The 12,200-nt window shown below is 70.5% G+C and carries 15 protein-coding genes; 2 read left to right on the top strand and 13 right to left on the bottom strand.

Translation table 11 applies throughout. From position 1 onward, the window contains the following. Position 1 precedes the first annotated feature (1 nt). Positions 2-481 (bottom strand): SigE family RNA polymerase sigma factor, encoded by a 480-nt coding sequence (locus ACLQ3F_RS18800; protein WP_425850415.1) that lies wholly within the window; start codon positions 479-481, stop codon positions 2-4. Between the two features lie 180 nt (positions 482-661). Here ACLQ3F_RS18800 and ACLQ3F_RS18795 point away from each other — a divergent pair, with 180 nt between their 5' ends. Both ACLQ3F_RS18795 and ACLQ3F_RS18790 read left to right on the top strand, forming a co-directional pair. Continuing rightward, on the top strand, positions 662-2,233 hold the full coding sequence (locus ACLQ3F_RS18795) for an LPXTG cell wall anchor domain-containing protein (RefSeq protein ID WP_425850412.1): 1,572 nt from the start codon (positions 662-664) through the stop codon (positions 2,231-2,233). A gap of 130 nt (positions 2,234-2,363) precedes the next feature. Continuing rightward, positions 2,364-3,185, top strand: a complete 822-nt coding sequence (locus ACLQ3F_RS18790) for a DedA family protein (protein ID WP_355004680.1) — start codon at positions 2,364-2,366, stop codon at positions 3,183-3,185. Between the two features lie 164 nt (positions 3,186-3,349). Here ACLQ3F_RS18790 and ACLQ3F_RS18785 read toward each other — a convergent pair whose 3' ends face one another. The 12 genes from ACLQ3F_RS18785 to ACLQ3F_RS18730 all read right to left on the bottom strand — a co-directional run bounded on the left by ACLQ3F_RS18785 (position 3,350) and on the right by ACLQ3F_RS18730 (position 12,186). Then, positions 3,350-3,727 carry an ArsR/SmtB family transcription factor gene (locus ACLQ3F_RS18785; protein WP_030332125.1) on the bottom strand — a complete coding sequence of 126 codons (378 nt, stop codon included), beginning with the start codon at positions 3,725-3,727 and terminating at the stop codon, positions 3,350-3,352. A gap of 57 nt (positions 3,728-3,784) precedes the next feature. Then, entirely contained in the window at positions 3,785-4,324 is a 540-nt protein-coding gene (gene pyrE, locus ACLQ3F_RS18780) for an orotate phosphoribosyltransferase (protein ID WP_112586136.1), read from the bottom strand. Positions 4,325-4,493: 169 nt separating this feature from the next. After that, on the bottom strand, positions 4,494-5,303 hold the full coding sequence (locus ACLQ3F_RS18775) for an SDR family NAD(P)-dependent oxidoreductase (RefSeq protein ID WP_357198264.1): 810 nt from the start codon (positions 5,301-5,303) through the stop codon (positions 4,494-4,496). Positions 5,304-5,313: 10 nt separating this feature from the next. Next, a complete protein-coding gene (locus tag ACLQ3F_RS18770) occupies positions 5,314-5,970 on the bottom strand; it encodes a hypothetical protein (protein WP_425850411.1) in 657 nt (218 codons plus the stop codon). A gap of 72 nt (positions 5,971-6,042) precedes the next feature. Next, positions 6,043-6,837, bottom strand: coding sequence for a hypothetical protein (locus ACLQ3F_RS18765; RefSeq protein WP_355004676.1), 795 nt, complete (start codon positions 6,835-6,837; stop codon positions 6,043-6,045). Between the two features lie 100 nt (positions 6,838-6,937). Then, on the bottom strand, positions 6,938-7,519 hold the full coding sequence (locus ACLQ3F_RS18760; protein WP_425850408.1) for a DUF4178 domain-containing protein: 582 nt from the start codon (positions 7,517-7,519) through the stop codon (positions 6,938-6,940). Between the two features lie 82 nt (positions 7,520-7,601). After that, entirely contained in the window at positions 7,602-8,456 is an 855-nt protein-coding gene (locus tag ACLQ3F_RS18755) for a hypothetical protein (protein WP_425850406.1), read from the bottom strand. 69 nt (positions 8,457-8,525) lie between these two features. After that, complete coding sequence (locus tag ACLQ3F_RS18750) at positions 8,526-8,906, bottom strand: hypothetical protein (protein ID WP_425850404.1); 381 nt, start codon at positions 8,904-8,906, stop codon at positions 8,526-8,528. 113 nt (positions 8,907-9,019) lie between these two features. Continuing rightward, a complete protein-coding gene (locus ACLQ3F_RS18745) occupies positions 9,020-10,591 on the bottom strand; it encodes a polyamine aminopropyltransferase (protein ID WP_425850401.1) in 1,572 nt (523 codons plus the stop codon). Between the two features lie 32 nt (positions 10,592-10,623). Next, complete coding sequence (locus tag ACLQ3F_RS18740; RefSeq protein WP_357198246.1) at positions 10,624-11,049, bottom strand: DUF4247 domain-containing protein; 426 nt, start codon at positions 11,047-11,049, stop codon at positions 10,624-10,626. Next, the gene (locus tag ACLQ3F_RS18735) at positions 11,046-11,558 is read right to left on the bottom strand and encodes a DUF2617 family protein (RefSeq protein WP_425850399.1); all 513 of its coding nucleotides are present in this window, start codon (positions 11,556-11,558) and stop codon (positions 11,046-11,048) included. Before ACLQ3F_RS18735 ends, ACLQ3F_RS18740 begins: the two co-directional genes overlap by 4 nt. Before the next feature lies 1 nt (position 11,559). After that, positions 11,560-12,186, bottom strand: a complete 627-nt coding sequence (locus ACLQ3F_RS18730) for a DUF4178 domain-containing protein (protein ID WP_425850397.1) — start codon at positions 12,184-12,186, stop codon at positions 11,560-11,562. Positions 12,187-12,200: the final 14 nt, after the last annotated feature.

Below are 12,200 nucleotides of genomic sequence, written 5' to 3'. Positions count from 1 at the left end.
TTCACGCCTTCACGTACTCGGCCCGGAGCGTGGCCAGGGCCCGGGAGATGGACGAGCGGACGGTCCCGACGGCACAGCCGAGAATGTCGGCGATCTCGACGTCGGGCAGGTCCTCGTAGTAGCGCAGCACCAGCGCGGCCCGCTGCCGACGCGGCAGCCGGGACAGCCAGGACCAGACCTGGTCCCGGTCCACGGCGGACTGGGCGTGATCGGTGGGCACCGGCACCGATGCGTCGGGCTCCCCGCGCAGCAGCACCCGGCGCACCCACGAGCCGCGCCGCCAGTCGACGTACTGGTTGGTGAGCATCCGGCGTACGTAACGCTCGGGCGAGTCCGCTCGGGCGACCCGACGCCAGTTGAGCTGGACCCGGACCATGGTCTCCTGGACCAGATCCTGGGCCTGGTGTGGTTCGCCGGTCAGCATCACCGCGTACCGCAGTAGCGGGGCCAGCCGCGTGTCCGCGAACTCCTCGTACGTCACTGCGCCTCCCGGGGGCTCCTGCCTCACTTGACGGAAGCGGACCGACCGAACATTGCGGTGACGCCGATCAACCTTTTGGTTCGTCTTGCTCGGCGGGCGGCTTTGAGGGCTGCAGTCAGCCTTAGCAATTCCTTAAGATCCGCAGGCTCCACCTGATCCCCCAACTGGAGGAACCCCCTCATGCTCACCCACTCCACCCGGCGTTGGCTCGCCGGACTGGGCGTAGCAGGCGCGTTCGTCGCCGCCTCCGCCAGCCCGGCCGTCGCCGCACCGGCAGCCCCCGCCGCAGCGGTAGACAATCTCGACCTGTACGCCAACAACGTGATCGTCGCGCCTGGAGGCACCGAGAAGTGGGTAACCCTCTTCTCGCTCACCACGGAGCGGCAGCCCGACGACTACACGATCAAGGTGGACCGGAGCAAGATCGACGGTTTCGCCAGCGTCGAGAGCAGCGGGGAGAACTGCACCGAGTCCGGTGCGATCCTGACCTGCGAGGTAGAGGACAAGGACGACGACGGCTCGTACCTGAACCTCGTCTCCCTCGTCGTCCGCGCGAAGGCCGGCGCCAAGCCCGATCAGAAGGGCGAGCTGAACTTCACTGTCACGTCGGACGGCAAGTCCGGATCCGTCTCCTACAGCTCGACTGTGGAGATCGGCGAGGGCGTCGATCTCACCACCAACGAGCTCCTGGAGCTCAAGGGCGCGCCCGGTGCCACGCTGAAGGCCCCGTTCCAGGTGACGAACCGGGGCGAGGCGTCCGCGAAGGACGCGGTCCTCTTCTTCGTCGGCGCGGACGGTCTTCAGCCGTCGAAGCGCTACGAGAACTGCGAGTACACCGAGGGCCCGCTGCACGACTGGGCATTCGCCTGCCGCTTCGACGCGACCATCGGCAAGAACGCCAGCTTCCGCCTCGACGACAGCTTCGGCTTCACGGTGCCCGCCGACAGCTGGGCGCCGAACAGCTTCGGCGGGTTCTCCATCTGGTTCACGCCTGCCGACTGGGACGAGTACAGGTCCGAGGCCGAACTCCCGGCCAAGATCGGGCCGAACGGGACCGAGGGTGAGCTGAAGCTCGAGCCGGTCATGAACATGCGCTCCGGGCAGACCGACGTCAACCCGTTGGACAACTCGACCTGGGTCGACCTTCAGGTGACCGGCGACCAGCGGGCCGATGTGGCAGCGCGCGGCGCGAAGGTGACCGGCGACGTCGGCGCCACCGTCCCGCTCACCGTCGGCTACGTCAACAACGGGCCGGCGGCCGTCAACTCGGGTGGCAGCGAGTCGCCCTGGATCGGCACCACAGTCACGCTGCCGAAGGGCGTCACCGCCGTCCGCGCTCCGGAGGACTGCTTCAGCTCCGAGGACGACGGGTGGGAGCCGGGCAAGCCCGGCGGGCGGGTCTACCAGTGCTTCATGCTCGGCTCGGTCAGGAAGGGCGAGAAGGTCGACTACGAGTTCCAGGTGCGGATCGACCAGGCCGGCGGCCAGACCGGTGAGGTCAAGCTGAGCACCGGGCAGGAAGACAAGCAGATCAAGGACCTGAACCCGGCCAACGACACCGCGCAGATCCTGGTGAACGGCGGCGGAGACGGCGGCCAGGGCGGCGGCGATGACGGTGACGGTGATGGCGGCTCGCTGCCGATCACCGGTCAGTCCACCGGGCTGATCGCCGGCCTCGGCGCGCTGCTGCTCGCCGCGGGCGTCGGCGGCTACCTGGTGGCCAAGCGCCGCCGGACCCGCTTCGTCGCCTGATCCACCCCGCACCACCGGTGCCCCGTCGACCACCACGGTCGGCGGGGCACCGTCGTTGGGCCCTACGGGCGCGGGCGGGTGGTGACGGGCCGGTCCGGCGCGGCCGGGGCCCCGGGCTTCGGTACCCTTTGTGGCCGTGGACACAGCTGAGAAGACCCGCGCTCTCGTGGAGAGCGTCGCCCTGAACCCGCTCGATCCCAAGGATCTGTTGCAGACCTTCGGGCTGATCGGCGTATGGGTGATCCTCTTCGCCGAGACCGGCCTGCTGGTGGGCTTCTTCTTTCCGGGTGACTCGCTGCTGTTCCTCGCCGGGGTGGCCTCGTCACCGGTGGCGGACGCGATCTTCGGTGACGGCACCCGCCTCTCCCTCGCCGGCCTGCTGATCGGTGGGCCGATCTGCGCGATCCTCGGCGCACAGCTGGGGCACTGGCTCGGCGCGCGGTACGGCCGGCCGATGTTCGAGCGGCCGAACTCCCGGCTCTTCAAGAAGGAGTACGTGGAGAAGGCCGAGTACTACTTCGAGAAGTTCGGCCCGGCGAAGGCCGTCGTGCTGGCGCGCTTCATTCCGATCGTCCGGACGTTCCTCAACCCGGTCGCGGGCGCGCTCGGCATGCCGGCCAAGAAGTTCCTGCTCTGGAACATCGTCGGCGCGGTGCTCTGGGTGGACGGCATCCTGCTGATCGGCTACCTGCTGGCCGAGCAGATCTACCAGGCCATCGGCGACAAGATCGACCACTACATCCTGCCGGTGGTGGCCCTGATCATTGTGATCTCGGTGCTGCCGATCTTCTTCGAGTTCCTGCGCGACCGGCGGGCTCGTAAGCGCGGCGAGGCGGTCGCTGTGGTCGCGGCGGCCAGTGCCGCGGGCGCTGTGGAGGCGGCCCGCGAGGCGTTCGACCATGACCAGCACCAGGACGGCCGTCACCGCCCGGAGCACGGTCAGGACCGTTGAGCGGTACGACGACGGCCGGCCCCCTGGTGAGGGGGTCGGCCGTCGGCATGTCGAACCCGGCCTCCGGTGGTGCGACCGGGGCCGAGCAGGTGTCAACCACCGGTGGCGCCACCCCTGGCTCGCCACCGGACGCCGCCCCGGCTCGGGACGGCATGGTGCCTACGTCAGCGGGCCTTCTTGGTGGCCCGCTTACGCGGCGGGGTCAGCAGGTCGGCGATCGTCGCGATCGCACTCGGGACCAGGCTGTAGTACGCCCAGACACCGCGCTTCTCCCGCTGCAACAAGCCAGCCTCGGTGAGGATGCGCAGGTGGTGACTGACCGTCGGCTGAGAGAGGCCGAGCGGCGCGGTCAGGTCACAGACGCACGCCTCGCCCTCGGGGGCCGACTGGATCAGGCTGAGCAGCCGCAACCGAGCAGGATCAGCAAGGGCCTTGAGGACCCCGGCGAGACGCTCGGCATCGGCACGTTCGATCGGCTCGCCGTTTAGCGGCGAGATCTGAGGCATAGTCATTTCGGCCAACGCAGTTCCCACGTATTCCATCCTTCCACCAGCAGCATCGATCCGCCTGCATATCAGCAGATCCGAATCGGCAGACTTTTACGCCACAAGGCCGAGGTCAGCCAACGTATAGGCCGCCCGGTACGGCAATCCGGCGGCTCGCACCGCGTCGCCGGCGCCTCGATCAACAATAACCACCACACCCACGACTTCCGCCCCGGCCTCGCGAAGAGCCTCGACAGCTGTCAAAACACTTCCGCCAGTCGTGGATGTGTCCTCCACCGCCAACACACGGCGGCCAGCCACCTCCGGTCCCTCGATCCGCCGCTGAAGACCGTGGGCCTTGCCCGCCTTGCGCACCACAAAGGCGTCCAGGGCCCGGCCGGTCGGAGCGGCGGCGTGCAGCATCGAGAGCGCGACTGGATCCGCGCCCAGGGTGAGGCCCCCAACGGCGTCGAACTCCCAGTCGGCGGTGAGGTCGAGCAACACCCGGCCGACCAGAGGAGCGGCCCGGTGATGGAGCGTGACGCGCCGCAGATCCACGTACCAGTCTGCCTCGCGCCCCGACGAGAGCACGACCCGGCCGTGGACCACAGCCAGGTCGGTAATGAATTTACGCAGGTCGTCGTGGTCCCCCATGGCGATAGAGGTTACTGCGCAACTCTGAACGCCGCGTGTGGGGTCCACCCTGATCAGCCCCGAGGGGAACCGATGAGTGGCGATGCTCGACTACGCTCAGCAACTGGCCCGACAGCGGCGCGCCAACGCCGTCCCACCACTCGCTCGGGGTCGGCGGGCCGGTCGAGGCTCAGCGCTCGTCGCGACCGATCCGGCCGCGGGTGTCCCGCGCGACCGCCTGGAGCAGCCGCCGCGGCGCGTGTCGCATACCTGCCACGACCACCTTGTACTTCCACGCCGGGATGCTGACCATCTTGCCTTTGCGCAGGTCACGCAAGGCTTCGTCCACCACATCCTCGGCCCGCAGCCACAGCCACTCCGGCGTCTTGGACATGTTGATGCCGGCCCGCTGATGGAATTCTGTGCGGGTGTAGCCGGGGCAGAGGGCCATCACCTGAACGCCGAACGGCAGCGCTGACTGGCCGACGGACTCACTGAAGTTGGTGACCCACGCCTTGCTGGCGGAGTATGTGGATCCGGGCATCGCCGTCCCGAACCCGGCGACCGAAGAGACATTTATCACTGCCCCATTTCGCCGTTCGGTCATCGGTCGGAGCGCCGCCAGGGTCAACCGCATGACCGCGTGCACGTTGAGTCGCAACAGTCGCGCCTCGTCCTCCGCCGTGGAGCGCAGGAACGGTTTGTTCAGGCTGATCCCCGCATTGTTGACCAGCAGGTGCACCGGGCTGCCGTCGGCGAGCCGCTGCTCCACGATGGCGCAGCCGTCGTCGGTGGACAGATCCGCGGAGATCGTCTCCACCTCGCGTCCGGACGTGGACCCCAGCTCGGTGGCCAGCTCAGTCAGCCGCGCCGCGTCGCGGGCAACGAGCACCAGGTGCCAGCCGTCGGCGGCAAGGCGTCGCGTGAACGCCGCGCCGATGCCGGCGGTGGCCCCGGTGATCAGGGCTCGGCGCTCGGCAGTCGTGGGGTCGAGCGTCACGGAGTGGTCCTCACCTGGGCGGGTACGGGGGCGTATGCGGCGCCGACGGGGGCTGGGGCGGGGCGGGCGGGAACATGGGCGGTGCGGTTGGCGCCGTCGAGCGGTGGCGGCCGAACCAGCTGTTCGCCGCCGGCAGCGCCAGCAGCGTAGCTACTACAAGGTAACCGAGCGCCTGTGCGACGGAAAGCCCGGCATTGAGCGGGATCCACCAGGACGGGTACGCGTCGCCGACCAGGCCCAGCAACTCGGCGAGGGACTGGTCGCCCGAGCCCATTCGCAGTGGCGCGGCCCGTTCGCCGACGACCACCACCACACTGCAACAGGCGGCGAGCAGACCGAGCCCGCTGACCACCCAGGTCGCCACCCGGACGCCGTTGCGACCGGCCAGCAGACCGAGGGCCAGGCCGGCGAGCAGCAGCGCGGACAGCACCGCCACCACCGCCGTCAGCACGGCCGACGCGCGGAGCAGAGCCACCACGCCGTCGATCTGCTCCGTGCTCGCCGAGGTGTCGCGGGCGGCGGAGCGGAACCCGTCGACCGTCCCGCCCAGCACCACCAGGGAGACCACCGCGTACGCGAGCGCGGCGACCGCCATCAACAACAGCACCGTCGCGGCCGACAGGGCGGCGGCGGGCCGGCGGGCCGGTGCCGATTCCGGGTACGACACGACGAATCCCTCCGGTAGGCGTCGGGTTGCAACCTACTCGGAGGGATCGTCGGCGTCGTGCTTATTGAGCCGTCAGTTGCTCGGCGGCGGGGTTGACCCGGGCCGATCCGTGGGCGGCGTGTCGTCCGGGCGGTCCGCGGCCGGTGGCGGCGGGTAGCTCGGCTCCCCACTCGACGGATAACCCGGCTCACCGGATGCCTGCGGGTAACCGGGCTGACCCGGCGCCTGCGGGTAACCAGGCTGACCCGGCGCCTGCGGGTGGCCCGGGTAGCTGGCGCCCGGGGTGGGCGGCTCCCAGCCCGCGGTGGGCTTGCGGAAGAACGGGTTCGCCTTCGGCAGCGCCAGCAGGACCAGCGCCGTGATCAGCGCGATCAGGCTGAGCACACCCAGCAGGAGGCTGACCGGGGTCACCCAGGAGGGCAGAGCCTCCTCAAGGCGGCGCTGGATCTCCTCCGGGCTCGGCGCGTCGCCGGTGGTCCCGCCACCGGTGTTGAAACCGCCGGCCGCGTTGCTGAGCAGACCACCGCCCACGCAGCAGACCATGATGCCGCCGACGATCCAGGTGGTGATCCGGGCGCCGTTGCGGCCCTGGTTGTTGAACAGGGCCAGCACACCCAGCACGACCGCGAGCAGCAGCAGGACGATGCTCCCGCCGATGCCGATGACGGCGAAGACGTCGGCCACCTGGTCACCGTCGGTGGCGCTGCCCGCGTACGCCTCGCGGAGCGCGTCCCGCGTCTTGCTGAAGGTGCTGAGCGTGATGATCAGACTGATTACCTGGAGCGCCAGGAACAGGAAGAGCAGGTAACTGGAAATCGACACAATGGATGGCCGCTGACGGGCCGGCGTGCTCTGGGAATCGACCACGATTCTCCTTCCCTAGATCGCGCCCACACCGTATCGACAACCGGCCAGTTCGGCATGCCGTGACAAGCCCGGCGCGTCCGCCCGGCCGGCTCGGCGGGCCTCAGGCCCGGGGCGGGCGGATCGTCAGGTCGGCGGGGTCGAGCAGGTCACCGCGGGCGACCCGCCAGCCCTCTTCGCCGTACGCCTCGAAGGACAGCCGCGCGGTGCCACCGGACTGGTAGTCGTGGTAGCGCATCGTCCCGGTCGACGGCAACTCGGTCTCTCCGGTCGCGGTGTAACGCGCCTGCCCGGTCTCGGCCCAGGTGTAGCGCCGCCTGCCGAGTTCGATGGTCGGGGCGCCCGGAGTGACGGTGGCGCCCGGCTCCGGGGTCCAGAAGACCAGCTCGAGTTCGGGGCCGTCCTCCACGGAGAGCCGGTGGCGGGTGCCGGAGTCGTCGTCGAGGAGGTGCTGCACCCAACTCCAGTCGCCCTCGACCAGGCGGATCGTGGCACTCACCGCGTACTCCCGGTCGCGGATCCGCACGCTGTCACCCGGAGCCAGCCGGCGGAGCGGGCCACCGTGCGGCGGCTCCGCCGGCTGGCCGGGAGGCCGGCCCGTCGGCCGTCGGCGGGCCCGCACGACGACCACGACCACCGCTAGTACGGCAACAGCCGCCACCAGGCACGTCACCAGCGCGTCCACGCGACCACCTCCCCAGGTACGTCGGCGCAGACGGTAACAACCGTCGGCACCCGGAAGACCCGTGCTGTGGCCGACAGCTCAGCTAACGATTGTGGTCGGGTGCGTCCTCCGGAGGCGGCACCGGCGGTCCCGTCGACCCTGGTGAGGTGCCCGGTGCTCCCGGCGTCAGGTGCGCGGCCGGGTCGGGGCAGATCAGGTAGCCGGGTGGGAGCGGCTGGTTCGGCGGCAGGAAGCCTGGCACGAGCGGAGCTGTCGGGTATCCGTAACCGGTCGGGGCGTAAGTGGGGACGGGCATCATCCAGGCCGGCCCGGGAAGCGCCTCGTTCGCGGTACGCGGCACGAACCAGCGGTTCGCCGGCGGCAGCGCCAGCAGCAGGGTCACGGCTGCGGAGAGGACCAGAACGGTGAGCACACCCAGCCCTGCCGCGGGGATGAGCAGGTCTTCCCAGGGATCGGTGCCGGCGTACAACGTGTCGTAGAACGTCGAGGTCTCCCACTCTTCGTCCCAGTCCGGTGGCGGCTCGTCGCCGATCTCCGGCATGGTCAGCAGCGGCACGAGAAACCCTCCGGAGCAGCACTGCCCGAAGCAGACCAGCAACTGCGCTCCACTGGCCACGAAGACCAGGATCCGCGCGACGTTGGCGCCCCGCCAGACCGGGACGGCGGTGGCCGCAAACCAGACCGCGAGCAACACCGCCGGCACGCCGAGGATCAGCGTCATCGCGACGTTGCCCTGCCGCTCGCCGGCCACCTCGTCCGGGTCGGCGTCCGGCACCAGTCGTACCGCGCGGTCGATCTGGCCATCGAAGCGCACCGCCTCGGCCACCGTCAGCGCGGTCAGGCCGAGCAGCACCAGCACCACGGCCAGTTGCAGCCAGAAGGCGATGGTCACGGTGGCCGGGCGGGGCGGACGCGGCGCGGTGACGGGCGGGCTCATGGCTCGCAACGTACGGTGCGTCGTCAGCAACCGGCAGAACCGATCGGGCAGCGCCGACCGGCGAATGGATCATGCTGCGGCGAGCCGCCGACTGGCGTAGGTGCCGAGGGTTTCCCGGTCCATCACGCAGCCGACGAAGGTGGTCAACTCGCTCGGATCGTCCCGCAGCGACGTCCACGTCGCTCGGGCCGTCTCCGGGTCGACCCGCTCCAGCAGCGTGGCCGCGTACGCCCGGCCGGCGGGTGTGCCGTCGACCAGCACCCGGTCGAGCTGGCGGCGTACCTCATCGGGGTGGTCGCTGAGGGCGGCCTCGACCCGGTGGTACGCCTCGGTCACCGGCAACAGGGTGCCCGCGATCCCCACCCCACCAAAGGCGAGCGTCTCAGCGGCCACCAACTCGTCGACGGCGGCGCCCAATTCGCGCTCCCAAGCCTTCCGCATTCCAAACATGCCTCCACCCTTTCCCCGTCCGGCCCCACTCCACCCCGTTGATCACGAGGTTTGCGCCATGAGCGGACACTCTCCTGAGAGAGCCGCCTTGTTCGGGCGCCAGGTGGTGCGGGTCAGTAGCCGCGCCACTCGGTGCGGGCGTAGTCGAGGACCCTCGGTTGGAGGAGGGTGCTGGGGGGCACGTCCAGGCGGGCGCGGTCGGCGGGAAAGGCCGCCGCCGCCCGCAGCACGCCCGGGTCGAGGAAACGCAGCCGGGGCGCGTCGGCCGGCAGTTCCAGCACCGGCGGGGCGGTTCCCGCCGTGGCGAGCAGGAAACCCCAGTCGCCGAAGGACGGCACATCGACGTGGTAAGGCACTGTGGCGAAGCCCGCTTCCCGCACCGACGCGTCGATGGACCAGTAGGAGCGGGGCGCGAAGTACGGCGAGCCGGACTGCACCACCAGCCGTCCCCGCTCGGCGAGCACCGACCTGATCAGCGCGTAGAACTCGACGGTGTAGAGCTTGGCCGTGGCCGTCTCGTCCGGATCGGGCAGGTCGGCGACCACCACGTCGAAGCGCTCGGCGGCGGTACGCAGCCAGCCGAACGCGTCAGTGTTCACCACCCGTACGCGGGGGTCGTCGAGCGAGCCGCCGTTGAGCGCCCGCAGCTGCGGCACGGTGCTGGCCAGCGCAACCACCGCCGGGTCGAGGTCGACAACTGTCACCCGGCGGACGTCCGGGTACCGCAGGATCTCCCGGACGGCGAGGCCGTCGCCGGCACCGAGAACCAGTACCTCGCCGCGTGGACCTCGCATCGCCGGATGCACCAGCGCCTCGTGGTAGCGGTACTCGTCCACCGAGCTGAACTGAAGATCACCGTTGAGGAACAGCCGGAGGTCGGTGTCGGCGTGACCGACCTCCCGCACCGACCTGGTCAGCACGATCTCCTGGTAACGGGAGCGTTCGGCGTACACGACGGGGTCCCGGTAGAGCTGCTGCCGGGCGGTCACCTCGAAGTCGGCGGCGGTCACCCAGGCGTACCCCAGGCAGAGCGCGACCACGACGGAGCCGGCGCCGAGGACGAGCCGGGCGCGGCGGCTCAGCTCCCTCCGGAACACAGTGCAGACCAGGGCGAGACCGGCCACCGCGTTCACCGCGCCGACCACCAGGGCACCCTTGAGCTGACCGAAGACGGGGATCAACAGGAACGGGAAGGCGAGCCCGCCGAGCAGCGCGCCGACGTAGTCGGCGGCGAACAGATCGGCCACCGCACTGCCGGCGGCCTGCTCGCGGATGCGCTGCAACATCACCATCAGCAGCGGAATCTCCGCGCCGATCAGCAGGCCCAGCACGAAGGCGGTGGCGACCAGCGCCGGGCCGTACAGGTCGAGCCAGGCGAAGGCGGCGTAGAGGCCGAGCACTGACAGGCCACCGAGCAGGGCCAGGGTCAGTTCGATCACCGCGAACGCTGCGGCGGCCCGGGGCTGCAGCGGCTTCGCGACCAGTGCGCCGACGCCCATCGCGAAGACCATCACGCCGAGCACGATCGACGCCTGCCCGACGGTGTCGCCGATCAGGTAGCTGCCGAGCGCGACAAGGGCCAGCTCGTAGACCAGGCCGCAGGCGGCGCAGACGAAGACCGCGACCAGCACCGCCGCGCGGGCCAGCCGCCAGTGCGGCCGGGCCTCGGTGACGAGGTTCTGCACGGAGGGCTCCAGGTGATGGGTCAGGCGTCGGGCTACTTGCCGGTGCCGGGGCCGCCGCCCCGAACGCTGTTACCGCGTCCCCAACCCCAGTACGACCCGACGGTCGAGTGGTAGCGGGGGTGAGCGGTGTCCATGTCTTCGAGCAGGATCACCGAGCCTGCCGCGATCGGCAGGATCACCACCGAGTCGTCGTCGTAGCGCAGGTAGACGCCGCTGCCGTCGGCGTACCGGTCGGACGGATTCCACGCGTCGGTCAGTTCCTTGGCCACAGCGGTCGGTGACTTGGACGAGGTGTACGCGATCGCTTCCCGGCCGATGTCCCGGCTGGCCGCTCGCGAATACCTGTCCTGCACGTAGGCGCGCGGGGAGAAGGTGCCGTTGACGAGGGCGAAGCCCGCGACCAGCGCGCCGACCACGGCCGCTGCCACGCCCACCACGAACCAGCGTCGGTACGTCATCGCAGTGCCACCACCGTCTCGGTCAGGACCAGCTCGTTGGTCTGGGGGTACGCGTGCCAGGTACGCCAGCCGACCGTCCCGTGCGGCAGGTCGGCGCGCACGGCCAGCGCGGTCACCGCGTCCGGGTCGCCGGGAAAGACTCCGACCAGGGCGTACGGGTCGTCGGCCAGGTCGGCGCGGAGCCTGGCGATCCGGGTGTGCAACTCACCGTCGGCGGGGCGCAGCACGGCGGCGGTGAAGCGGTAGCCGCCCGCTTCGTCGTGCAGGGCGTCGGGCAGGTGCGGCGGCCGGCCCGGCAGGCAGGCGACCGTCTCGGTGAGTTCGGCCGCATCGCCGGGTTCGGCCAGCACGACCTGGTGGGACGCACCGAGCAGGCGCAGCCGTAGCCGGACGTCCCCGGGCAGCGTGAGGTCGCGGACGTGCAGCGCAGGACGCTCCGGGCCGCCGAGTGCCAGGCTCAGGTCGGCGGCGCAGGTGTCGACGTACGGGGTGTGGAGGCTCACCAGCACCTCAGCTGGCCTCCGGCCCGGCCTGCGGGTAGACCATCACGTCGGCGCGGTGCAACTGCTCGCCCCGGGCGACCTCCCAGCCGGCCTGGCCGTACGCCTCGAAGGAGAGCCGTTCGCCGCCCTGGGCCCGGTAGTCGTGGTATCGAAGGGTGCCACTGGGGTCGAGGCCAGTGCTGCCGGTGGCCGTGAAGCGGGCCTGACCGGACTCCTCCAGGGCGTAGCGGCGGCCGGCGAAGTCGAGGGCGGACGCACCCGGGGTGATCGTGGCGGCCGGCTCGACGGTCCAGAGCACCAGCTCCAGGTCGGGGTCCTCCTCCACGGAGAGCCAGCGCTTGTCACCCTCGGCGGTGTCCAGCAGGTGCTCGGCCCAGCTCCAGCCGCCCTCATTCAGATGCACCGAGCCCCGGACCGCGTACGACACCCGGCGGATCTCGACGATGTCGCCGGGCTTGAGCCTGCGCGGGTCGCCGCGGAGGGCGTCGCTGTCGGTGTCCCGGAACGGGTCCGCGGGTGCCGCCGGCCGGGCGGCCTTACGGCCCTTGCGCACCGCCACCACCGCAACCACGACCCCGGCGACTCCGATCAGACACCCCAACGTCGTCACCAGGTACGCCACGGGTCCGTTCATGCCGACCACCTCCC

The sequence above is a fragment of the Micromonospora sp. DT15 genome (genome assembly GCF_049841475.1).
Lineage (GTDB): Bacteria > Actinomycetota > Actinomycetes > Mycobacteriales > Micromonosporaceae > Micromonospora.
This window is presented reverse-complemented; position numbering and strand designations above follow the sequence as displayed.